At 72.4% G+C, this 21,168-nt stretch carries 27 protein-coding genes; 20 read left to right on the top strand and 7 right to left on the bottom strand.

The window, feature by feature from the left end:
* Positions 1 to 85 precede the first annotated feature (85 nt).
* Genes ACFVYA_RS03880 through ACFVYA_RS03870 form a run of 3 tightly spaced genes read left to right on the top strand, consistent with a single transcriptional unit; the run spans position 86 to position 1,604 of the window.
* Positions 86 to 679 carry a TetR/AcrR family transcriptional regulator gene (locus ACFVYA_RS03880; protein ID WP_387042087.1) on the top strand — a complete coding sequence of 198 codons (594 nt, stop codon included), beginning with the start codon at positions 86 to 88 and terminating at the stop codon, positions 677 to 679.
* A gap of 57 nt (positions 680 to 736) precedes the next feature.
* Complete coding sequence (locus ACFVYA_RS03875; protein ID WP_285989538.1) at positions 737 to 1,078, top strand: DUF1330 domain-containing protein; 342 nt, start codon at positions 737 to 739, stop codon at positions 1,076 to 1,078.
* Positions 1,079 to 1,127: 49 nt separating this feature from the next.
* Entirely contained in the window at positions 1,128 to 1,604 is a 477-nt protein-coding gene (locus ACFVYA_RS03870) for a GNAT family N-acetyltransferase (protein ID WP_285989539.1), read from the top strand.
* Here ACFVYA_RS03870 and ACFVYA_RS03865 read toward each other — a convergent pair.
* On the bottom strand, positions 1,588 to 1,974 hold the full coding sequence (locus tag ACFVYA_RS03865; protein ID WP_387042085.1) for a PPOX class F420-dependent oxidoreductase: 387 nt from the start codon (positions 1,972 to 1,974) through the stop codon (positions 1,588 to 1,590). The two genes, ACFVYA_RS03870 and ACFVYA_RS03865, sit on opposite strands and share 17 nt — an antisense overlap.
* A gap of 248 nt (positions 1,975 to 2,222) precedes the next feature.
* Here ACFVYA_RS03865 and ACFVYA_RS03860 point away from each other — a divergent pair, with 248 nt between their 5' ends.
* Positions 2,223 to 3,161, top strand: coding sequence for a hypothetical protein (locus ACFVYA_RS03860; protein WP_387042083.1), 939 nt, complete (start codon positions 2,223 to 2,225; stop codon positions 3,159 to 3,161).
* Here the strand turns inward: ACFVYA_RS03860 and ACFVYA_RS03855 are convergent.
* The 3 genes from ACFVYA_RS03855 to ACFVYA_RS03845 form a co-directional block, all read right to left on the bottom strand.
* The gene (locus tag ACFVYA_RS03855; protein WP_387042081.1) at positions 3,151 to 4,128 is read right to left on the bottom strand and encodes a hypothetical protein; all 978 of its coding nucleotides are present in this window, start codon (positions 4,126 to 4,128) and stop codon (positions 3,151 to 3,153) included. The two genes, ACFVYA_RS03860 and ACFVYA_RS03855, sit on opposite strands and share 11 nt — an antisense overlap.
* A complete protein-coding gene (locus ACFVYA_RS03850; RefSeq protein WP_285989543.1) occupies positions 4,125 to 4,625 on the bottom strand; it encodes a SigE family RNA polymerase sigma factor in 501 nt (166 codons plus the stop codon). The genes ACFVYA_RS03855 and ACFVYA_RS03850 overlap by 4 nt, the downstream gene beginning before the upstream one ends.
* 132 nt (positions 4,626 to 4,757) lie before the next feature.
* Complete coding sequence (locus ACFVYA_RS03845; protein WP_387042257.1) at positions 4,758 to 5,924, bottom strand: phytase; 1,167 nt, start codon at positions 5,922 to 5,924, stop codon at positions 4,758 to 4,760.
* 117 nt (positions 5,925 to 6,041) lie between these two features.
* On the opposite strand from ACFVYA_RS03845, the gene hisF reads away from it, so the two are divergent.
* The 6 genes from hisF to ACFVYA_RS03815 all read left to right on the top strand — a co-directional run bounded on the left by hisF (position 6,042) and on the right by ACFVYA_RS03815 (position 9,627).
* Positions 6,042 to 6,815, top strand: a complete 774-nt coding sequence (gene hisF, locus ACFVYA_RS03840; RefSeq protein WP_285989544.1) for an imidazole glycerol phosphate synthase subunit HisF — start codon at positions 6,042 to 6,044, stop codon at positions 6,813 to 6,815.
* Complete coding sequence (locus ACFVYA_RS03835) at positions 6,812 to 7,189, top strand: hypothetical protein (protein WP_285989545.1); 378 nt, start codon at positions 6,812 to 6,814, stop codon at positions 7,187 to 7,189. The genes hisF and ACFVYA_RS03835 overlap by 4 nt, the downstream gene beginning before the upstream one ends.
* Positions 7,186 to 7,548, top strand: a complete 363-nt coding sequence (gene hisI, locus ACFVYA_RS03830; RefSeq protein ID WP_285989546.1) for a phosphoribosyl-AMP cyclohydrolase — start codon at positions 7,186 to 7,188, stop codon at positions 7,546 to 7,548. The genes ACFVYA_RS03835 and hisI overlap by 4 nt, the downstream gene beginning before the upstream one ends.
* Complete coding sequence (locus ACFVYA_RS03825) at positions 7,545 to 7,907, top strand: DUF1304 domain-containing protein (RefSeq protein WP_285989547.1); 363 nt, start codon at positions 7,545 to 7,547, stop codon at positions 7,905 to 7,907. Before hisI ends, ACFVYA_RS03825 begins: the two co-directional genes overlap by 4 nt.
* A 100-nt stretch (positions 7,908 to 8,007) precedes the next feature.
* Entirely contained in the window at positions 8,008 to 9,084 is a 1,077-nt protein-coding gene (locus tag ACFVYA_RS03820) for a DUF3592 domain-containing protein (protein ID WP_387042075.1), read from the top strand.
* 9 nt (positions 9,085 to 9,093) lie between these two features.
* Positions 9,094 to 9,627: a hypothetical protein gene (locus ACFVYA_RS03815; protein WP_387042073.1), complete on the top strand. Its 534-nt coding sequence runs from the start codon at positions 9,094 to 9,096 to the stop codon at positions 9,625 to 9,627.
* Here the strand turns inward: ACFVYA_RS03815 and ACFVYA_RS03810 are convergent.
* Both ACFVYA_RS03810 and ACFVYA_RS03805 read right to left on the bottom strand, forming a co-directional pair.
* Entirely contained in the window at positions 9,603 to 9,785 is a 183-nt protein-coding gene (locus tag ACFVYA_RS03810) for a DUF397 domain-containing protein (RefSeq protein ID WP_387042071.1), read from the bottom strand. The two genes, ACFVYA_RS03815 and ACFVYA_RS03810, sit on opposite strands and share 25 nt — an antisense overlap.
* Before the next feature lie 13 nt (positions 9,786 to 9,798).
* A complete protein-coding gene (locus tag ACFVYA_RS03805; protein WP_387042068.1) occupies positions 9,799 to 10,731 on the bottom strand; it encodes a Scr1 family TA system antitoxin-like transcriptional regulator in 933 nt (310 codons plus the stop codon).
* 22 nt (positions 10,732 to 10,753) lie between these two features.
* On the opposite strand from ACFVYA_RS03805, the gene ACFVYA_RS03800 reads away from it, so the two are divergent.
* Together ACFVYA_RS03800 and ACFVYA_RS03795 are read left to right on the top strand one after the other, a co-directional pair.
* Complete coding sequence (locus tag ACFVYA_RS03800; protein WP_387042066.1) at positions 10,754 to 11,809, top strand: DUF3592 domain-containing protein; 1,056 nt, start codon at positions 10,754 to 10,756, stop codon at positions 11,807 to 11,809.
* Positions 11,810 to 11,838: 29 nt separating this feature from the next.
* Positions 11,839 to 12,852 (top strand): DUF3592 domain-containing protein, encoded by a 1,014-nt coding sequence (locus ACFVYA_RS03795; protein WP_387042064.1) that lies wholly within the window; start codon positions 11,839 to 11,841, stop codon positions 12,850 to 12,852.
* Here ACFVYA_RS03795 and ACFVYA_RS03790 read toward each other — a convergent pair.
* Positions 12,828 to 13,484 (bottom strand): TetR family transcriptional regulator, encoded by a 657-nt coding sequence (locus ACFVYA_RS03790; protein ID WP_387042062.1) that lies wholly within the window; start codon positions 13,482 to 13,484, stop codon positions 12,828 to 12,830. The genes ACFVYA_RS03795 and ACFVYA_RS03790 overlap by 25 nt on opposite strands.
* Positions 13,485 to 13,536: 52 nt before the next feature.
* On the opposite strand from ACFVYA_RS03790, the gene ACFVYA_RS03785 reads away from it, so the two are divergent.
* From ACFVYA_RS03785 to ACFVYA_RS03750, 8 genes are all read left to right on the top strand, one after another.
* Positions 13,537 to 15,096 carry an anthranilate synthase component I gene (locus ACFVYA_RS03785; RefSeq protein ID WP_285989555.1) on the top strand — a complete coding sequence of 520 codons (1,560 nt, stop codon included), beginning with the start codon at positions 13,537 to 13,539 and terminating at the stop codon, positions 15,094 to 15,096.
* 73 nt (positions 15,097 to 15,169) lie between these two features.
* Positions 15,170 to 15,697 carry a Trp biosynthesis-associated membrane protein gene (locus ACFVYA_RS03780; protein ID WP_387042255.1) on the top strand — a complete coding sequence of 176 codons (528 nt, stop codon included), beginning with the start codon at positions 15,170 to 15,172 and terminating at the stop codon, positions 15,695 to 15,697.
* 124 nt (positions 15,698 to 15,821) lie between these two features.
* Positions 15,822 to 16,631, top strand: coding sequence for an indole-3-glycerol phosphate synthase TrpC (gene trpC / locus ACFVYA_RS03775; RefSeq protein ID WP_013224167.1), 810 nt, complete (start codon positions 15,822 to 15,824; stop codon positions 16,629 to 16,631).
* Positions 16,628 to 17,869, top strand: a complete 1,242-nt coding sequence (gene trpB, locus ACFVYA_RS03770) for a tryptophan synthase subunit beta (protein WP_387042057.1) — start codon at positions 16,628 to 16,630, stop codon at positions 17,867 to 17,869. The genes trpC and trpB overlap by 4 nt, the downstream gene beginning before the upstream one ends.
* A complete protein-coding gene (gene trpA, locus ACFVYA_RS03765) occupies positions 17,866 to 18,657 on the top strand; it encodes a tryptophan synthase subunit alpha (RefSeq protein WP_285989558.1) in 792 nt (263 codons plus the stop codon). The genes trpB and trpA overlap by 4 nt, the downstream gene beginning before the upstream one ends.
* A 352-nt stretch (positions 18,658 to 19,009) precedes the next feature.
* Positions 19,010 to 20,371 (top strand): sensor histidine kinase, encoded by a 1,362-nt coding sequence (locus ACFVYA_RS03760; protein WP_387042053.1) that lies wholly within the window; start codon positions 19,010 to 19,012, stop codon positions 20,369 to 20,371.
* The gene (locus ACFVYA_RS03755) at positions 20,368 to 20,784 is read left to right on the top strand and encodes a roadblock/LC7 domain-containing protein (protein ID WP_387042051.1); all 417 of its coding nucleotides are present in this window, start codon (positions 20,368 to 20,370) and stop codon (positions 20,782 to 20,784) included. Before ACFVYA_RS03760 ends, ACFVYA_RS03755 begins: the two co-directional genes overlap by 4 nt.
* 1 nt (position 20,785) lies before the next feature.
* The gene (locus ACFVYA_RS03750) at positions 20,786 to 21,145 is read left to right on the top strand and encodes a DUF742 domain-containing protein (RefSeq protein ID WP_285989561.1); all 360 of its coding nucleotides are present in this window, start codon (positions 20,786 to 20,788) and stop codon (positions 21,143 to 21,145) included.
* Positions 21,146 to 21,168: the final 23 nt, after the last annotated feature.

Genomic DNA, 21,168 nt, shown 5'->3' with positions numbered 1-21,168 from the left:
TCCCCCTGTCGAAATGACTCCGGATGTAGTACTTTGCATGAAGTGGTGTCGACCGTAGTACTACGTCTGGAGTGGTGTCAACGTCATGGTACGACGCAACCCCGAGCGGCGCGCGGCGCTGCTCGACGCCTCGATCGAAGTCCTGGCCAACGAAGGCGCGCGCGGGCTCACCTTCCGCGCGGTCGACCAGCAGGCCGGCGTCCCGGTCGGCACGGCCTCCAACTACTTCTCCAGCCGCGGCGAAATCCTCAAGCACGCGGGGGAGCGGGTCTACGAGCGGCTGGTGGACGACGCGGTGATCGCGGGCGGCCTCGAGGGGCCGCGCGACCGGGCGCGCGTCACCGAGCTGATGCACGAACTCGTCGACCGCGTGGCCGCGTTCCCGACGGGTTTCCTGGCGCTGCTGGAACTACGGCTCGAAGCCGCGCGCCGGCCGGAACTGCGGGACGTGCTGACCCGCCGCATCCGCGCGGACGTCGACTTCAACGTCCAGTACCACGAGAAGTCCGGCCTGCCCGGCGACGGCACGATGGTCGTCCTGCTGTGGCTGGCCTTGAACTGGCTGATCATGGAACGGCTGACCCTGCCGGACCTGTTCACCGACGAGCAGCGCCACGACCTCGTCACGGCGCTGGTGGAGCGCCTGCTGGCCGGGCAGCCCGCCTTACCTCCGGGGTAATCGACGCCGTGCCGGCGGCGGGCCAGGATTCCTTCCGGGACAAGAGGAAGGACCGCCATGACCGCCTATGGACTCGCCCACCTGCGCCCGCCCGCCGTGTTGCCGGAGGAGGCGTTCGAATACCTGGAGCGCATCCAGGCCACGCTCGACCCCTACGGCGGCAAGTTCCTCGTGCACGGCGCGCCGGTGCAGGTCATCGAAGGCGACTGGCCCGGCAGTCTCGTGCTCATCGAGTTCCCGAGCCTCGCCGCGGCGCGCGAGTGGTACGCCTCACCCGCCTACCGGGAGATCCTGCGGCTGCGCGCGGACCACATCCCCGGCGACCTGATCCTGGTCGAGGGCTGCGGACCGGACCACGACTCGGCCGCCATGGCGGCGGCCCTGCGGGGCACCGGTTGAGGCCGAAAAGCGGCTGACAACGACCCCCCCGAGTCGTAGGTTGCCGCGGGTGGAGGAGATCGTCACCCAGCTCGAAATGACCGCCGCCAGTCAGCTCAACCCCGCTCCGCTCGTCGACGGTGTCGCGCTGCGGACCACCGGACCGGGGCCGCTGATCCGCGAGCTGCACGTGCGGATCGGGACGCCGTACCGGTGGCCGTCCGCCACTCGCGGTGACGACGAATGGGACCGCTGGCTCGCCGCGCCGCACCGGGAATACCGGCTCATCGAGTACCGCGGCGAGGTCGCCGGTGCCGCGGATTTCGAGCCGCAGCCCGGGAACGACGTCGAAATCACCACGTTCGGCCTGGTGCCGGAGTTCGTCGGCAAGGGACTCGGCGGGTTCGCGCTCACCCTCGTGGTCGCCGACGCGTGGGCGCTGCCCGGGACGCGGCGCGTCTGGCTGCACACCTCGACCCTCGATCACCCGAATGCGCTGCCGAACTACCTGCGGCGCGGTTTCCGCAGCTTCAGTCGTCCACTTTGACCGCGATGCCGACCGTCCGGTCCTCCGGGCCGCGCAGCTTCGAGAAGAACATCGTGACGCGCCCGACGATGCCGTACTTGCGGGCGATCGCCCGCCGGGCCCGCTCGGTGTCCGCGGCGTCCAGCAGCCGGGCCTGGCCGGAGACCTTCGCGCCGTGCGTCTTCTGCCCGCGGACGTCGCAGGCCTGGACCTCCACCCGGCCGTCGTTGCGGATGCGCTTCACCTTGCCGGTGTCCCGCGCCGACCACAGCACGAGTTCACCGCTGTCGCCGGCCACCCAGATCGGGGTCGGCACGGCCCGCCCGTCGCGCCGGAACGTGGTCAGGACGACGTAGCGCTCGGCGGCGAGGCGGTCGGTCTCGGAGGTCATGCGCCCACCGTAGCCGGGTGGCCGCCGGTGCCCGGCCGCCGGCTTCGGTCTCCGGTTGCCGCGAACCGAGGCCGGCGATCCGCGCCGAGCGCAACGTCCACTGTGGACTCAGGTCATGGCCCACCGTGACCGGCGTGAAAAATGCCTAGGCCTTTCGGCGCCAAAACCCCACACGCCTGGCCGAAGCGTTTCAACTAATCCATCTGCAACGCTTTCTGAGCTGCATTCCCGCACCCTGGAGGGCATCAATGGCGGTCAGACAGCAAGTACCGGTTCATCCGCAGGCAGAGTTCTTCGGCGCCGGGCCGTATCCCGCGCGCCGGGCCGTCGTCGCCCTCGCCGCCGTCGTGGCGGGGTTCGTGCTGACCGCCATCTGGTCGGCGCCGTTCGTCGACTCCGTGATCGGCGACAGCGTCGCGAACGGGCTCCTCGGCTACGACGCGAAGGCCACTCCGATCAGCGGGGTCCTCGCCGGGACGCTCTTCGCGTTCGTCTCCGGTCTCGCGGGGTCGTTCACCGCCTGCAACATCGCCGCCTTCGGCGCGGTCGCGCCGCTGGTCGGTGACCAGGCGGGGGAGAAGCGGAGCGCGCTCAAGCCGCTCGGCTGGATCGCCGCCGGCATGCTCACCGTTTCGGTCGTCTACGGCGTGATCGTCGCGCTCGTCGGCACGCGGATGCCGCAGTTCGACACCGCGAAGACCACCGGGCTCTCGCCACGCAGTGTCCAGTCCATGATCGCCTTCGGCGTCGTCGGCCTGGTCTTCCTGCTGATGGGCCTGATCGCCCTCGGCATCCTCCGCAACCCCTTCGCGAGCTTCACCCGCCGCCACCCGGCGGCGCCGCTGGTGCTGATGGGCGCGCTCATCGGCGGGTTCCTCATCGGCCGGCCGTACCCGCTCTTCCGGATCATGTTCCGCAGCGCCGCGGAGCAGCACAACGTCCTCTACGGCGCCGCCGCGTTCGCCCTCCAGTCGGTCGGCAACATCGTCGTCATGGCGGTGCTGTTCCTGATCCTCACCCGCGCGACGGGCGGGCGCGTGCAGCGCTGGCTGGCCGCGAAACCGGCGCGGATCGCGACCGTGACCGGCGCGGCGCTGCTCGTCGGCGGCACGTTCACGCTGCTCTACTGGGACGTCCGCGTGCTGGGCCGGCTCGGGATCATCTGGTTCCCGATGATCAACTGGTAGGCCGCCCGAGCCAGCGGTAGTCGGGTGCCGGGTCGAGCTGGACGCCGTTCGCGACGGCGATCAGCTCGGCCTCCGGCCGCGCACCCGACACCGTCAGCCAGCGTCCCGACGGCAGCCGGACCGCGACCATCGCGTCCCGCCCGGTCGCCGACGCCACGAAGAAGCCTTCGCCGCCGCGGACCGTCGCCGGTTCGGCACCCTGCACGCCGGGGGCATCGCGGCCGGCGACGGCCCGCACGACGGCCACCGACGGCCGGGCCGGGTCGGCCGCGGTCAGCTCGGTGCGCGCGTCGCCGGGACCGGAGCCCCGCACCACGGTCGACCGTTCGGCCAGTCCCGCCGGCAGCGGGCCGAACCGCAGCTCGCCGCGGACGCCGACCGGGCCGGCGGTGACCGAGTCGGCGACCCGCTGGGCGATCGCGCGGGCGTCCGGGATCCCGAGGATCTGCACGACCAGCACGTGCTGCTCGTCGGTCAGCCAGGTGAGTTCCGCGGTGCCGCCGGACCCGGTGAGCATGGAGACCCGGCCGTGCACCAGGGCCTGGTCCTTGATCGCCGCGATCTTCAGCGCCGTCTGCGACCACTCGGGGTCGGCGGTGGAGTACGCCATCAGCGTGATCCTGGACGGGCCGGCCAGCCACTGCCGGACCTGCGGGGTGATCCCGGGGCCGCCTTCGCGGTACTGCTCGGTGAAGCCGTCCGGCAGCCACTCGGGGCCGTAGCCGAGCACCGGGCGGCTCGCGGCGGGCGCCACGTCCGGCCGGGTCAGCAGCTGCGTGCCCGAGACGACGCCGACGACCACCACGACCACGGCGGCGGCGGCGAGGGCCAGCCGGGCCGCCGGCCGCCGCTTCCGCCCGGCGCGGGCGAGGGCGTCGCGCACCGCGTGGCCGTCCGGGGCGCGGGCGGCGAGGCGGTCCAGGCTGTCCCGGATCAGCGTCTCGGTCTGGTGCTCGCTGCGGGTCATTCGGGGACTCCGGTGGGGACGACGGTGTGGTTCAGCCCGGCTTGGCGCAGGGTGGCCAGTGCACGCGAGATCTGGCTGCGCACGGTGGAGGTGCCGCACCGCAGGAACGCGGCGATCTCGGTGTCGGAGTAGTTCTCGTAGTACCGCAGCACGACGGCCGCGCGCTGCTTGCGGGGCAGCGTCGCGAGCAGGCCGAGCATGGCGTCCCGCTCGTCGTAGGCGGCCGCCGGGTCGGGTTCCGGCGGGCCGAGCGCGTCGAGGACGTCGTGGCTGCTGGCCACCATCCGCCGCACCGCCCGCCGCCGCCACGACAGGTACTCGTTGGTGATCATCCGCCGCACGTAGGTCGGCGGCGCGGCGATGCCGTCCCACCGCTGCTGGGCGCGCAGGAGCACGTCCTGGACGATGTCCTGCGCCAGGTGCGGGTCGTTCGTCAGGACGGTGGCGTAGCGGAGCAGCCCGTCGAGCCGCTCCGCCACGAACTCTTCGAAGATCACACGCGTCCTTTCGGTCACCACTGTGGACGCGCGAGGGGGCCCGGCCGCTGCGTGGCGGGCGGAAGTTTTTTCGGGGGCTCCGGGTGGCGGAGCCCCCGGCCCGGGGCGAAGCCCCGGACGTCACTGCGTTTTTTATCGCCCGAGGACGTCCTCCAGCCGGACGAAGGCGAAGCCGGTGGTCGGCAGGTCACCGGCCGCGGGGCGGCGCTCGCCGTCGTGGACCACCAGGAGGCCGTGCGGGAAGCGGCGGCCGAGGGGCGCCGTGCTGATCGCCGAGCCGTCGGAGTGCTCGACCGAGTCCGTGCCGCGGCCCGCGACGATCCGCAGGTCACGGACGTGCCTGCCGTACACGACGAACCGCGAGTCGCCCTGGCTGGAAGCGAACAGCGTGCCGTTCGCCACCGCGAGGCCCTCCGCGTCGGCGGTCAGCCACCGGCCGCCGTAGCCGGGGTCGGGGCCGTCGGGCACGCAGGCATCGTCGTTCCAGCGCCGGGGCACGCCGAAGGAGCGCACCCGGTCGACCAGCTCGGGCCGTCCGAAGGCGGACGGCGTCAGCGGGATCCGCCAGATCCCGACGTCCTCCTGGGCGGTGTAGAGGACACGGCCGTCGAACACCGAGCCCTCCAGCTGGGGCCGTTCGCCGGGTTCCTCGCACGGCGACCAGGCCGAGCCGTCCGGGAGGCGGAACGTCGACGGCAGGTCCACGGTGGCGACCGGCTCGGTGCCGACGGTGCCGCCCGGCCGGTCGGCCAGGCGCAGCAGCGCCACCCGCGTCTCGTGCCGCCGGGTCACCGCCACCCACCGGACGCCGGTGCGCGGGTCCCGGGCCGCGGCCAGGCCGTAGGCGGTCCGCTGTTCGTCCACTTCGGACTCCGACGCGGAGAACACCGGCGCGGCGGCGGGGTCGGTGACGTCGCGCAGCACGTGCGCGCCGGCGGCCGAGCCCGCGGGGTCGATCCGGTAGACGCGGACGCGGTCCCGCCCCCGGTCGCTGACGACCGCCAGGTCCCCGACGACGTCGACGTTGTCGAACCGCCCGCCCGGTCCCGCGGGCACCAGCTGCAGGGTCCGCGCGCCCAGGTCGAACGCGGCGAGGCCGCCCTCCTTGAGGGTGCCGAGGACGACGCCGCGTTCAGGGTCGCGCGGGTGCACCCAGATCGCGGGGTCGTCGGCGTCGGCGTTGGCGGGGGAGGCGCCGGCGTCGTCGACGAAGGCCTGCGTCTGGAGGACGGGCGCCGGATCGCGGGGCGCGGCCGAAGCGGGGACGGCGGTCAGGAGGGAGACGGCGGCGACGGCCACCGGGAGGAGTCTGCGCACGGGCGGAAACTAGACGAATCGGGTGGCCGGGGAGTGAACGGCAGATGCCGGGCCGTGCCATCGGCGGAGGTCCCGACCCCCTTGACTACGCTGGTGGCCATGTCTGTCGCGGTGCGGGTGATCCCCTGTCTCGACGTCGACGCGGGCCGGGTGGTGAAGGGGGTCAACTTCGCCGGCCTTCGCGACGCCGGTGACCCTGTCGAGCTGGCCCGGCGCTACGACGCCGAAGGTGCCGACGAGCTCACCTTCCTCGACGTCACGGCCTCCTCCGGGGACCGCGAGACCACCTACGACGTCGTCCGGCGGACCGCCGAGCAGGTCTTCATCCCGCTCACCGTCGGCGGCGGGGTGCGCAGCAACGACGACGTCAACCGGCTGCTGCGGACCGGGGCCGACAAGGTCAGCATCAACACCGCCGCGATCGCCCGGCCCGAGTTCCTCAGCGAGGCGTCGAGGAGGTTCGGCGCCCAGTGCATCGTGCTGTCCGTCGACGCCCGCCGCGTGCCCGAGGGCGGCGAGCCGACCGCCTCCGGCTTCGAGGTCACCACCCACGGCGGCCGCCGCGGGACCGGCATCGACGCCGTCGAGTGGGCCGCGCGGGGCGAGGAACTCGGCGTCGGGGAGATCCTGCTGAACTCCATGGACGCCGACGGCACCAAGAACGGCTTCGACCTCGAACTCATCGAACTCGTGCGCAAGGCCGTGCGCGTCCCGGTGATCGCCAGCGGGGGCGCCGGGGCCGTCGAGCACTTCCTGCCCGCCGTGCGGACCGGGGCCGACGCCGTGCTCGCCGCCAGCGTGTTCCACTTCGGACAGTTGAAGATCGGGGACGTCAAGGACGCCCTGCGCGAAGGCGGGGTCGAGGTCCGGTGAAGGGCTGGCAGGCACCCGCCGAGGTGAAGGTCACCGCCGGCCTGCTGGTCGGGCTGCCCGTCGCGTGGGCGCTGCTCGACCTGATCCCGGTGCTCGGCGCCGGGGCGGGCCTGGCCATCTACCGGATGCCCGCGCTCGCGCTGATCCTCGGCGGCGTCGTCACCACCGGGCTCGTCCTCCGACACGGCAGTGCGCGGATCGGCGGCCTGGTCGTCGCGGTAGTGTTCGCGCTGCTGCACGCGTTCCTGCTGCTCGGTGCCGAGCTGTGGTTCAACAAGCTGTTCTCCGGCCTCTCCTTCGCCGGCTACGGCTACGCGTTCGTCCTGCTGAATTCGATGCCGCTCAAGCGGCACATCCTGGGAGCCAACGCATGACCCTCGACGCGGGCGTCTCGGCGCGCCTCAAGCGCAACGCCGACGGCCTGATCGCCGCGGTCGTCGTCGAGCACGCGACTTCGGACGTGCTGATGATGGCCTGGATGAACGACGACGCCCTCGCCGCCACCCTCGCCACCCGCCGCGGGACGTACTGGTCGCGCAGCCGGCGGAAGCTGTGGGTGAAGGGCGAGACGTCCGGCCACTACCAGCACGTTCGCGAAGTGCGGATCGACTGCGACGGCGATACGGTCCTGCTGCGCGTCGACCAGACCGGGCCGGCCTGTCACACCGGCACGCACACCTGTTTCGACACCGAGGAACGCCTCCTCCTGGCCGATGAGAAAGAGCTCGCGTGACCATCGTCGCCGACATCCTGGTCGGGCTCGTCGCCCTGATCCACCTCTACATCGTCGTCCTGGAGATGTTCCTCTGGACGACGCCGCGCGCCCGCGCCGGCTTCGGCTTGACCAAGGAGTTCGCGGAGCAGACCAAGACGCTCGCCGCGAACCAGGGGCTGTACAACGGCTTCCTGGCGCTCGCGCTGGTGTGGGGCCTCATCGCGAGCGACCCGACCGGGTTCCAGCTCAAGCTGTACGGCATCGTCTGCGTGATCGTCGCGGGCCTCTACGGCGCCGCGACGGCCAGCAAGAGGATCCTCTTCGTCCAGGTGGTCCCGGGCGCGCTGGCGCTCATCGCGCTGCTGCTCGCCCGCTGAGCCTGCTGACTTGCACGCCCGGCGTGCCCCGGGGGTTGCCCCGGTGTGCGCTTCCCCCATTCCGGCGCTGAGCTGGGGGTTTCCGCTTTAGGCTGCCGCCATGGATACGGGGAGGGACGCCCAAGCCGCCGTTCGGCGGCTGTCGCGGCGAAGAACGGCGTGGGCGCTGACCACGGGCTTGTGCACGGCCGTCTTCGTGCTCTTCGTGATCGGCACGGCGGTGTCGCTGGCCGACCCCGCCTACGTCTTCGCGGACGGCGAACTCGCAGCCGACTTCGGGACGCTCGCCGGTTCGGCGGCGCTGGGCGCTCTGGCGGTGTCCCGCAACCGGGCCGCCGACCGCCGGGCCGAGTCCGTGCTGGCGCAGTTGTGCCTCGAAAGCTGGCTGCCGCCGCCGGAGCCTCTCGACGGCGGGGTCCGGGTCGATTTCGACGTCGAAACCGCCCGGCTGCGCACTCTCGGCCGGCGCGCCCTGGCGCTCGCGCTGCTCTGGTTCGGGGTGCTGGCCGGCGGCATCGCGGGTCTCGAGGCGATCGAGAACGCCGCCGAGCAGCTCCTGGCCACCGGCGCCCGCACCGGCGGTGAGGTCGTCGAAGTCGTCAACCCGCGCAGCGGCCGGGGCTCGCCGTCGATGTGGGTGCGGTACTCGGCCGGCGGCACCGTGTTCACCGAGGAGATCGTCCGGGAAAGCAGCCGCGCCTACACGCCCGGCGACAGCGTGACGGTGGTCTACGACCGGGCGGACCCGGAGCACGTCCGCACGGTGGAGGAGCCGAACGACGACCAGTACCTGGTCGGGTTCTGCGTCGTGCCGATGCTGATCGCGCTCGTCGCGGTGCCGTTTTCGGTGGTGGGCGCATCGCGGTGGCGGCAGCGGCACCGGGCCGTGCGGCACACCGGCTGGCGCGCCGCCGCCGTGACGGTGGTCCCCGACTACCCGGTCCGCAAGGGCCGGCACAGCCCCGACATCCACGTTCGCTACCGCGACGACTCGGTGATCGCGTTGCGCGCCGCGGCCTCGACGCACGGCGCCACGGTGCTGAAGGACCGGCCGGACCGGCAGGCCTGGGTCGGCGGCTGGGGGCGCGACATGGTCGTGCTGTTCCCGTACGCACCGCTGCGGAAGCGGCCTTATGCGGTCCCGGCGTACGCGAGGTCGCTGCGGAGAGCCGGTTAACCTTTCCCCATGGGGGACTGGTTGCCGCCGCCGGAGCGCGGCGAGCCGGAATGGGCGGCCTGGGGTTCGGCGACGCTGCAGGCGAGGTTCGCGCGCTGGGTGTTCGCCACCGTGGCCGGGATCCTGATCGCCGCGGCCTTCCTGTTCGCCGGTCTCGTGGTGCCCGCGGTGGGGGCCGCGGTCCTCACCGCGGTCCCCGGTTACTGGAGTGTCGCGTGTCACCGCCGGACGGTCGCCGCCCGCCGGACGGGCTGGCGCACCGCAACGGTCACGCTCACCGGAGTGTGGTTCACGACGCTGAGGCGGCCCCTTGGAGGCACCATAGCCGTGCGGTTTCCGGATGGCAGCCGCATCGGCCTCCGGCCGTGGGAGACCAACAGCGCGGTGCGGGCGCTCTCGGAACTGCCGGACCTGCCCGCCCTCGTCGCCGGGGAAGGGCCCGCGGCGCTGACGGTGCTCATCCCGCCCAAGCCGCCCCGGCGGGAGAAGCCGGTGCTGTTCGGGGCCTGCGCCGACACCTACCGGTGGCTGCCGGAGTCCTGAGCGAGGCGGTCGAGAACGGAACGCCACGCCCGGGCGGAAACGGTCAGCTGACCGGCCCGGCGGGCCTTCGTGTCCCGAACGCCCACGACCGGCCCGAGCGCCACCTCGACGCAGCTGTAGTTTTCCCCGCTGTGCGAGGACTTCCGCCAAACGGCCATGTGGTCGCCTCCGCTAGTGTGCAGCCTCCTCGAGCAGCTCCCGGGAGGCGGCTTCGCTCAACGCCTGCTCGCCCAGCATCTTAACCACCCGCTGGTGGGCGAGGGTTTGCGTCTTTTCGTGCAGGAACGCGCTCGAATGGGCGTGCTCGACGAAGGTGATCGGGGGCGTGCCGGGGAATTCGTAGATCTCGAACGGTCCCAGCAGACCGGTGTGGTAGCCGAGCCCGGCCGGAACGACCCGCACCGAGATGTTCGTTCGCTGCGATATTTCGAGCAGATGATCGATTTGGTCGGACATGACGGCCGGGCTGCCGATGGTTTCCCGGAGCGCCCATTCGCCGATCAGGGCACGCAACGCGACCGGGTCCCGCCGCGTGAGCACTCCCTGCCGTTTGAGCCGGATCCGCAGGCGCTTGTCGGCCTCTTCGACCGCGACCGAGGAGGCCTCCATGATCGACCGGATGTAGTCCGGGGTCTGCAGCAATCCGGGCACGAGCAGGGGTGACCAGGCGGTGATCTTGGTCGCGGTGCTCTCGAAGGTCAGCAACGCCGTGAGGGCATGGGAGATGTCGGCGTTGCTCGACGCCAGCCAATTGGGCTCTCGGGCGTGCCGGGCGAGCGTGCGGATCCGGTCGCGCTTCTCCCCGCGGATGCCCAGCAGCGCCAGAATCGCCGACACGTCCTCGACGCTCGGCAGGCGATGCCCTTTCTCCCACGCCGACAACAGCTGGGGCAGGATGCCCAGCTCGTCGGCGAGAACGCGCAGACCGACTTTGCGTCCTTCGCGTTCTTCGCGCAGCGAAGCGGCGAGAGTTCTCGCGGCGGGCCCCGAAGACGTTGGCTTCATGAGCCGATAATACGAATCCCGTCGATTCCCCGATTGTGCGAATGGTGTCCACGAATGGCGATGGAAAGCCATTCCTTCCGGCATCCGGGTGACCCGCACGCCCCTGCTCTAAGCTCGGCTGATGGATCCCCTCCGCGAGCTCGTCCGGCGGCGCTCGCGGTGGCTGGCCGTCGCGGCGGGCGGGGTGGCCGTTTTCGGGTTCTTCGTGGTGGCCGTGACGGTTTACCTGCTCGTCGTCGCGGATGCCGGCTTCGGCTCGGGGGACATTTCCGCCTTGATTGTCGTTTTTGCGGCTTCGCTCGGTTTCGCGGGTCTCGGCGCGTGGCGCCTGCGGACGCTCGCGCACCGGATCCGCGGTACCGCGAGCGAAAACGGCTTCGGTGCCTGGCTGCCGCCGCCGAGTGCCGCCGACCACGATCGCCGGATCGACTTCGACGTCGAAACCGGGCGGGTGCGCCGGACCGCCCGGCGCGCCGCGGCGCTGCTCCTGATCTGGGTTGCCCTGGTCACGAGCGGGCTCACCGGGATGCACCTGCTCGATGAAGCCGCCGGCGAACTCCTCGCGACCGGTGCCCGGGTCCCCGGCGTCGTGCTGTCCGTGTACACCCCCGACAAGGGCACCCGGTCGATGCAGGTGCGCTACGGCGGCCGGACCGCGAAGATCGTCCGGGACTCCGGGCACCACTACCGCGTCGGCGAGGCGGTCACCGTCGTCGTGGATCCCGCCGATCCGGAGCACGTGCGCACCACGGAGGAGACGAACGAGAACCAGTTCGTCTTCGGCCTCTGCATCGGTTCACTGGTGCTCGGCCTGGGCGGGACGCCGGTCGCGGCCGGGGCCGCGCTCGGCTGGCGGCGCCGGGCCCGCGCGGTCGCGGTCACCGGGTGGCGGGTCGCCACCGTGGACGTCGTGCCCGACCGCTCGGCCGGCGGCCGCAAGCGGCCACCACCCACCATCCGGGTCCGCTACCCCGACGGCACCGGGCTCGCGCTGCGGACGATGCCGTCGACGCACGGCGCCAAGGCACTGGCGGACTTCACCGACCGGCTCGCGTGGGTCGGCGGCTGGGGGCGGGAAATGGTCGTCCTCTTCCCGAACGGCCCGCGGCGCCCGGGACCGTACGCGGTCCCCGCGGCCGCGAAGGCGCCCCGGGCGGTGGGCGCGGGCCGCCGCTGACCGGACGGTTCCCGTCCTAAAATCGGCTGATGGAGCTGCGGCGGGGATGGCTCGTGGTGACGGTGGCCGCGGTGCGGGTCTTCCTGTTCTTCGGCGCGGGCACGGCGTACTCCCTGCTGACCACGGACCACGTCTTCGCGGACGGCGAACTCCCCGGCGAGGCGCTCATCCTGACCGGCTCCGCGGCCCTCGCCGCGTTCGCCGCCCACCGCCTGCACGCCCCGGACCGGCGGCGGCGCGAAGAGGTGCCGGACTTCGGTGCCTGGCTGCCCGCGCGGGGCGGCTCCCACGGCGAAGGCCGGATCCGCCTCGACGCGCAGACCGCGCGCCTGCGCCGCACCGCCCGCCGGGCCACCGCGATCGCCGCCGCCTGGGCCGTGCTGTTCGCGGGCGGCCTGGCCGGGGTGGTCGCCGCCGACCGCGCCGCCGCTGCCCTCCTGGTCACGGGCGTCCGCGTCGACGGCTCGGTGATCGATGTCTTCGACCCGGCCAGGGGCGCGCCGACGATCCGGGTGCGTTACGAAGCACAGGGTGCTTCCCGGGTGGCGGAGATCACCCGCGACTCCGGGCACGAGTACCACTCCGGCGAACCGGTGACCGTCGTCTACGACCCCGCCGACCCGGCGCACGTCCGCACCACCGCCGAAGCGAACGAAGACGGGGTCCTGACGGGCTTCGGCGTCATGTTCCTGGTGACCGGCTTCTTCGTGCTGCCGTTGGCGGCGACCGCGGCGCTGGGCTGGTGGCGCCGGGCGCGCGCGGTCGCGGCCACCGGGTGGCGGATCGCGAGGGTGACCGTCGTGCCGCACCTCCCGCGCGGCGAGGAAATCGAGGCCCGCTACCGCGACGGCAGTGAGATCGTGCTGCGCCGCGTGCCGTCGCTGCTCGGCGCCGGCACCGCGGTCCGCCGCCGCGCCTGGATCGGCGGCTGGGGACGGCAGATGGTCGTCCTGTTCCCGGCCGGCCCGGCCCGGACCGGCCCGCGCGACGTCCCGGTGTATGCCACCGGGCCGCGGGCTCAGCCGATTTCGCCGGTGAGGTAGCGCTGCAGGGTCGGGGCGATCGCCCGCACCAGGACCTCGACGTCCTCGGTGGCCAGCGGCGCGAACTTCGCCACGTACCGGACCATGCCCAGGCCCACCATCTGGGTCGCGCACAGGTTCATGCGCAGCGGGGTGCGGTCCGAGCCGATCGTGGTGATCAGCGAGCTGAAGAACCGCTGGAAGAAGTCGCGCAGCACGTGCCCGGCCTGCTCGTGGCCGGTGATGCTGCGGATGAGCGCCACGAACTGGCCGCCGCCCGCGCTGTCCCAGCGGGTGATGAAGGTGCGGACGATCCGTTCGCCCAGCTCGTCGTCGGGGCCGTGACGCAGGATCTTCTGCAGCTCCATGGGGTCGAACGGCAGCTCGAGGACCGCCTGGGCGAACAGGCCTTCCTTGCTGCCGAACCAGTGGTTGACCATCGCCGCGTCGACGCCGGCGCGGGTGGCGATCGCGCGTACGGTCGCACCGTCGTAGCCGGTTTCGGCGAACACGGTCCGCGCGGCTTCGATCAGCGCCGTGCGGGTGTCCTGGCCGGCGGGCCGGCGTCCGCGGCGGCGGCCCGTAGTCTCGGTGTTGTCCGTGGTGCTCACCGCTCCATCATGACTCAAGCACCCGCCAAATTCAACACTCATTGAATTATGGCCCGGCGCGGCTGGGATCCGCCGGGGCGGCACAATGAGGTCCATGGTCAGCGCATCCGCCGGTTCGACCGGTCCCGGCACGGTCAGCCCCTCCCGCGAAGACTTCCGCGCCCTCGCCGAAAGCCGCCGCGTGATCCCGGTCGTGCGCCGGGTCCTCGCCGACGGCGAGACGCCGATCGGGGTGTACCGCAAGCTCGCCGCCGACCGGCCCGGCACCTTCCTCTTCGAGTCCGCCGAGAACGGCGCGTCCTGGACCCGCTGGTCGTTCATCGGGGTCCGCAGCCCGGCCGCACTCACCGTCCGCGACGGCGAAGCGGTCTGGACCGGCACCCCGCCGGTCGGCCTGCCCGGCGGGGGCAACCCCCTGGAAGTCCTGCGCGAGACCATCGAAGCCCTGCACACCGAGCCGCTGCCCGGCCTGCCCCCGCTGACCGGCGGCATGGTCGGCTACATCGGCTACGACGCCGTGCGCTGGCTGGAAAAGCTGCCGGAGCTGGCCGAACGCGACCTCGACATCCCCGAGCTGACCATGCTCCTGGCCACCGACCTGGCCGCGTTCGACCACCACGAGGGCACGGTCACGCTCATCGCGAACGCCGTCAACTGGGACGACTCGCCCGAGCGCGTGGACGCGGCCTACGACGACGCCGTGGCCCGGCTGAGCGCGATGACCGAGCAGCTGCAGGTGGCCGCGCCCGCCACCGTCGCCGCGTTCGACCGGCCCGTGCCGGAATTCACCCGGAAGCGCTCGAAGGCGGACTTCCACGCGGCGGTGGAGAAGGCCGTCGAAGCGATCAAAGCCGGCGAAGCGTTCCAGATCGTGCCGTCGCAACGGTTCGAGATCCCCACCGCCGCCGACGCGATCGACATCTACCGCGTGCTCCGGACGTCCAACCCCAGCCCGTACATGTACCTGCTGCGGCTCGACGGCTTCGACATCGTCGGCTCCAGCCCCGAATCACTGGTCACCGTGCGGGACGGCCGCGCGACCACGCACCCGATCGCGGGCACCCGCTGGCGCGGCGCCGACCCCGAAGAGGACGCGCAGCTGGCCAAGGACCTCCTGGCCGACGAGAAGGAGCGTGCCGAGCACCTGATGCTCGTCGACCTCGGCCGCAACGACCTGGGCAAGGTCTGCAAGCCGGGCACCGTGCGCGTCGTCGACTTCTTCCAGATCGAGCGCTACAGCCACGTCATGCACATCGTGTCCACCGTCACCGGTGAGCTGGCCGACGGCAAGACGGCGTTCGACGCGGTCACCGCCTGCTTCCCGGCCGGGACGCTGTCCGGCGCGCCGAAGGTCCGCGCGATGGAGCTGATCGAGGAGCTCGAACCGGTCCGCCGCGCGCTGTACGGCGGGGTCGTCGGCTACCTCGACTTCGCCGGCGACGCCGACACGGCCATCGCGATCCGCACGGCCCTGGTGAAGGACGGCGTCGCGCACGTCCAGGCCGGCGGCGGGGTGGTCGCCGACTCGGTGCCGGACTACGAGGACACCGAATCGCTGAACAAGGCCAAGACCGTGCTCTCGGCGGTGGCCGCCGCGCAGACGATGGTGGCGGCGGGCGCCCTCGACCCGGCCGCGGACGCCGCTCATGTCTGACACGCCGGACGCGCCGCTGCGGCAGGACGCGGCCGCTCCGGCGGTGGCGACGGCCTCGAGGCGTCCACTGTGGATGATCGTGGTCGCGCTCCTGCTGGGCGCGCTCGCGCTGTGGGGTGCGTCACGGCTGACCTGGTTCGCCGAGTTCCGCGACGGCGGCGTGCGGGGGATGGTGCTGCACCGCGAGACCGGTGAGCAGCGCGCCACCGCGCTCGTGCCGCTGGCGCTGCTGGCCCTGGCCGGCGTGGCCGGGCTGGTGGCCACGGGCGGCTGGGCACGCCGCGTCCTGGGCGTCGTGCTGGCGCTCGCCGGGGCCGCGGCGATCTGGGCCGGCGTCGCCGGGGTCCGGTTCGGCGGCTACGCCGACGGGCTCCCGGTGGCCGAGATGCTGCTGGGCCGCGGCCTCGCCGTGCTCGGGGGAATTCTCGTCGCCGCCGGCGGGTTGGCAGCCGTCAAGGGCGCGGGCCGGGCCGCGCGGCTCGGCGCGAAGTACGCGGCCCCGGCGACGCGGAAGAAGGCGCGTGACCCGGACGCCGAGCTGTGGGAAGCCCTGTCCGAGGGGGAAGACCCCACGGACGTCCGGGGCAGGCATTCGGAGTAACGCGCACACCCGGAACCGGGCGGTTCGGATGCGGGGGTTAGCATCGTTTCGGCGGGAAGGGGAAGGTTTTTGTGAGCGACCTTGCGAGTGAATCCGTGAGCACGTACCCAGGCGGGGGCGTCCGGTGAGCGTGCTCGAAGACATCGTCGCCGGCGTGCGGGAAGACCTCGCCGTGCGGGAATCCGCGCTGCCGTTCGACGAGCTGAAGATCCGCGCGGCCGCCGCCCCGGCGCCGCGCGACGTGATGGCCGCCCTGCGCGAGTCCGGCATCGGCGTGATCGCCGAAGTCAAGCGGCGCAGCCCCTCGAAGGGCGACCTGGCCGACATCCCCGACCCGGCCGCGCTGGCGAAGGACTACGAGGCCGGCGGGGCGCGCGTGATCAGCGTGCTCACCGAGCAGCGCCGCTTCGGCGGTTCGCTGGCCGACCTGGACGCGGTCCGCGCGGCGGTGGACATCCCCATCCTGCGCAAGGACTTCGTCGTCAGCCCCTACCAGGTGCACGAGGCCCGCCTGCACGGCGCCGACATGGTGCTGCTGATCGTCGCCGCGCTGGAGCAGAACGCGCTCGTCTCGCTGCTCGACCGCGTCGAATCGCTCGGCATGACCGCGCTGGTGGAGATCCACAACGCCGAGGAGGCCGACCGGGCCCTCGAGGCGGGCGCCAAGGTCATCGGCGTCAACGCGCGCAACCTGCACACCCTCGAGGTGGACCGGGACGTCTTCTCGCGGCTGGCCCCCGGCCTGCCGATGGACGTCTACAAGGTCGCCGAGTCCGGTGTCCGCGGTCCGGGCGACCTGATGTCCTACGCGGGCCACGGCGCCGACGCGGTGCTGGTCGGCGAGGGGCTCGTCGCCTCCGGCGACCCGAAGGGCGCCCTGGTCAAGCTGGTCACCGCCGGTTCCCACCCCGCCTGCCCGAGGCCGTCGCGGTGACCGAAGAGCACAGTGTCGTCGAAAAGCCGATCGAAAAGCCGGGTGAGCACGACCCGGACGAGCGGGGCTACTACGGCCCGTACGGCGGGCGGTTCATGCCGGAGGCGCTGATCGGCGTCGTCGACGAGGTCGCCACCGAGTACGACAAGGCCCGGCACGACCCGGAGTTCCTGAACGAGTTCAACCGCCTGCTGAAGGACTACGCGGGCCGTCCGTCGCTGCTCACCGAGGCCAAGCGCTTCGGCGAGCACGCCGGCGGCGCGCGGGTGTTCCTCAAGCGCGAGGACCTGAACCACACCGGCTCCCACAAGATCAACAACGTGCTGGGCCAGGCGCTGCTCACCAAGCGGATGGGCAAGAAGCGGGTCATCGCCGAGACCGGCGCGGGCCAGCACGGCGTCGCGACGGCCACCGCGTGCGCGCTGCTCGACCTCGACTGCGTCGTCTACATGGGCGAGGTCGACACCGAGCGCCAGGCGCTGAACGTGGCCCGGATGCGGCTGCTCGGCGCCGAGGTGATCCCGGTCAAGACCGGTTCGCGGACGCTGAAGGACGCGATCAACGAGGCGCTGCGCGACTGGGTCACCAATGCCGACACCACGCACTACCTCTTCGGCACGGCCGCCGGGCCGGCGCCGTTCCCGACGATGGTGCGCAACTTCCACCACGTCATCGGCACCGAGGCGCGGGAGCAGATCCTCGAGCAGGCCGGCCGCCTGCCCGACGTCGTCGCGGCGTGCGTCGGCGGCGGGTCGAACGCGATCGGCATCTTCTCCGGCTTCTACGACGACCCGTCCGTGCGGCTGGTCGGCCTGGAGCCGGGCGGCGAGGGCATCGAGGGCAACCGCCACGGCGCCACCCTGACCAAGGGCACCCCGGGCAGCCTGCACGGCGCGATGACGTACCTGCTGCAGGACGAGGACGGCCAGACGGTCGAGTCGCACTCGATCTCGGCCGGGCTCGACTACCCGGGCGTCGGCCCGGAGCACGCGTGGCTGAAGGACACCGGCCGCGCCGAGTACCGCCCGATCACCGACGCCCAGGCGATGGACGCGTTCAAGCTGCTGTCCCGCACCGAGGGCATCATCCCGGCGATCGAGTCGGCGCACGCGCTGGCCGGCGCGCTGGACCTCGGCCGCGAGCTGGGCCCGGACGGGCTGATCGTCGTGAACCTGTCGGGTCGCGGCGACAAGGACATGGACACGGCGGCCAAGTGGTTCGGACTGGTGAACGGATGAGCGGGCTCGACGACCTCTTCGCCGCGACGCGCGCCGAGGGGCGTGCCGCGCTGATCGGCTACCTCCCGGCCGGCTTCCCCACGGTCGACGGCTCGAAGGACCTGATCGCGGCCTGCGTCGACGGCGGCGCGGACCTGATCGAGGTCGGCGTCCCGTATTCGGACCCGGTGATGGACGGTCCGACCATCCAGGCCGCCTCGGTGACCGCGCTGGACAACGGCTTCCGCCTCAAGCACCTGTTCGAGGTGGTCGAGTCGGTGTCGGCCCGCGGCGGCCGCGCGGTGGTGATGACGTACTGGAACCCGGTGAACCGCTACGGCGTGGACCGCTTCGCGCGCGACCTCGCTTCGGCGGGCGGGCTCGGCCTGATCACGCCCGACCTGATCCCGGACGAGGCCGGCGCGTGGATGACGGCGTCCGAAGAGCACGGCTTGGACCGGACGTTCCTGGTCGCGCCTTCGTCGTCGGAGGAGCGGCTCGCGCTCACGGCGGCCGCGTCGTCGGGCTTCATCTACGCGACCGCGGTGATGGGCGTGACGGGCGCACGCGACCAGGTCGGCGCGGGAGCCGAGGCGCTGGTGCGCCGCACGCGGGCCCACACGGACCTGCCGATCGGCGTCGGCCTCGGCGTCCGGTCCGGTGAGCAGGCGGCCCAGGTGGCCTCCTTCGCGGACGCGGTGATCGTGGGCTCGGCCCTGGTCACGGCGGCGGCCGAGGGCTCGTCCGGGGTTCGTGCCCTGTCTGCCGAGCTGGCCGAGGGCGTGCGCCGGGCGGTCGCCACCGCTTGACCCGGAGTGCCCTCCCGGGTGCCCGGGGCTCGGGTGCCTTCGCGGATTCCCGGTCGGCCACGATTGCGGCTGAACACCCATTCTTCGCCGTTTTCCCATTTGCGCCCCGATCCGTTGGGAATTGACTTCCCGGAAACGACGGAGACCGAGGAAGATGCGCCGCCGAAATTGACTCTTACGAACGGGAAAGATCGGCGCTAGGGTCTTGCTCGCCGCAGGCGACGCTCCCCAGCCGACACCACGGCAGTCGCCGTTCACCCTTCAGCCCATTGCGCGCGAACCCGGGCGCGCCTCCCGCGCACCGCGCGATATCGGGTGTCCTGTCTCCGACCGCCCCACGAGGACCTGATCGATGTCAGTGCACTTGCCCGCTCCCGATCAGGCAGCGCGCCTGCCGGTGGGCCGAGCCCTGTTCGTTCTGCCGGCCGCGATCGTCATCACCGGGGGCCTCTGGTGGTGGATGACGGCCGGGGTGCCCGCGGCGGACCGGACGTTCGTGGCCTGGTACGGCGGGGTGGCCGCCGCTGTCGTGTGTGCGGCCGTGACGATCGCCGCGTACTGCGCGCAGGCGGCGCGCCGCTTCCGTGACCGGATCACGGTCCTGGACGCGGGGGTCGCCCGGCTCGCCGACGACACGCTGCCCGCGGTGGTTCGGCGGGTGCGCGACGGCGCGTCGGCGGACACCGCGCTCGCCGAGGTGCCGGATTCCGTCGACGGTGCCCACCGGCGGCTGCTGGAGACGATCGCGCGGGAGATCAGCCGGGGAGAGCGCATGCGCGCGGCCACGACGGCGGCCTGCGCCAACGCCGCCGGCCGCGTTCAGGCCCTGGCCACCAGCATGCTGGCCGACCTGCGCGAGATGGAAGGCCGGTATGACGAAAACGTCCTCGGCGACCTGCTCGAACTGGACCACCGCACCGCGCAGGCGGGCCGCCTGGCGGACAGCATCGCGGTCCTGACCGGAGCGCGGTCCGGCCGGCGCTGGACCAAGCCGATCGTGATGGAAAGCATCCTGCGCGGGGCGATGGGGCGCATCAGCGCCTACCAGCGGGTGCGGACGCACTCGACCAGCACCGTCGCGGTCGCCGGGTACGCCGCCGAAGGGGTCATGCACGCCCTGGCCGAACTGATGGACAACGCCACCAGCTTTTCCCCGCCGTCGGAGGACGTGCACGTGTACGTGGAGGAGGTGCACGCGGGTGTGGTGGTCACGATCGAGGACAGTGGCCTCGTCATGGGTCCCGCGGCGCTGGAGCGTGCCGTGCGGGCGGTTTCCGCCGAGCCGCTGGACCTCACCACGCTGTCCGGGACCCGGCTGGGCCTGGCGGTGGTCGGGTGCCTGGCGCGCAAGCACGGTCTGAGCGTGCACTTCAGGCCGTCCGCGCGGGGCGGCACCGGAGTGGTGGTCATGATCCCCCGGACCTTGATCACCCAGCCCGAACCGGTCGCTCCGCCGGTCACCCCGGCCCCGGCGGCGGTGCGCGCCGAGCCCGCCGAAGCGCCCCCCGCCGCACCTGCGTCCACAGTGGAGGGTGGGCTGTCCGGGCTGCCGCAGCGACGTCGCGGGCAGACGCTGGCGGCCGCGCCCAAGGCAGCGCCGCCGCCGGCGGGGAAGCCGGCACCGGCTCGGGCCGACGCCGGAGCGCGGTTCAGTGCTTTCCACGCGGCCGGCCGGGGAACCCGCCCTTCTGCTCCTTCGGAGGACAGCCGATGAACACCACGGACCACGATCTCGACTGGCTGCTGGAGAACCTCCTGGGCAAGACGCCGGGCACCCGGCACGCCGTGGTGCTGTCCAAGGACGGTCTCAAGCTCTGCCACACCCGCGGGCTCACGATCGACCAGGCCGACCAGCTGGCCGCCATCGCCTCGGGCATCCAGAGCCTGGCGTACGGCACGTCCATCGAGTTCGGCGACGGCACCGGCGGCGTGCGCCAGTCCATGACGGAGTTCCACGGCGGGATGCTGTTCATCGTGGAAGCCGGCGCCGGAGCCCACCTCGCCGTGATCGCCGCCGACGACGCGGACGTCGGCCTCATCGGCCACAACATGAACGAGCTCGTCGAGCAGCTGGGCGAGTACCTGACCGCGCCGGCCCGCCCCCAGCAGCACACCGCGGCCGGATGACATGACCCGGGAAGACCTGCACCGCGAAGACCCCGACCGGTTGTACACCGTCACCGGTGGGCGCAGCCGCGCGAACGAGAGCGCGCTCGACCTGGTGACGCTGATCGTGAGCGAAGGCGATCCGGTTCCGGGCATGCAGTCCGAGCACGTCAAGATCCTGCGCCTGTGCCGTCACCCGACGGCGATGGTGGAGGTCGCCTCGGAGCTGGGCCTTCCGGTGAGCGTCGTGAAGATCCTGCTGTGCGACCTGCTCGACACCGGCCGGATCACCGCCCGCCACCCGTCCTCGGCTCCCGTGGACACCGACCTGCCCGATCTCGAAACCCTGAAGCAGGTACTCGTTGGACTGCAGAAGCTCTGACCAGGACGTCCGTACTCCGCTGC

The sequence above is a fragment of the Amycolatopsis sp. NPDC058278 genome, from assembly GCF_042881395.1.
Taxonomy (GTDB): domain Bacteria; phylum Actinomycetota; class Actinomycetes; order Mycobacteriales; family Pseudonocardiaceae; genus Amycolatopsis.
Note: the sequence above shows the minus strand (reverse complement) of the source record. Positions and strands in the feature narration are given on the sequence as shown.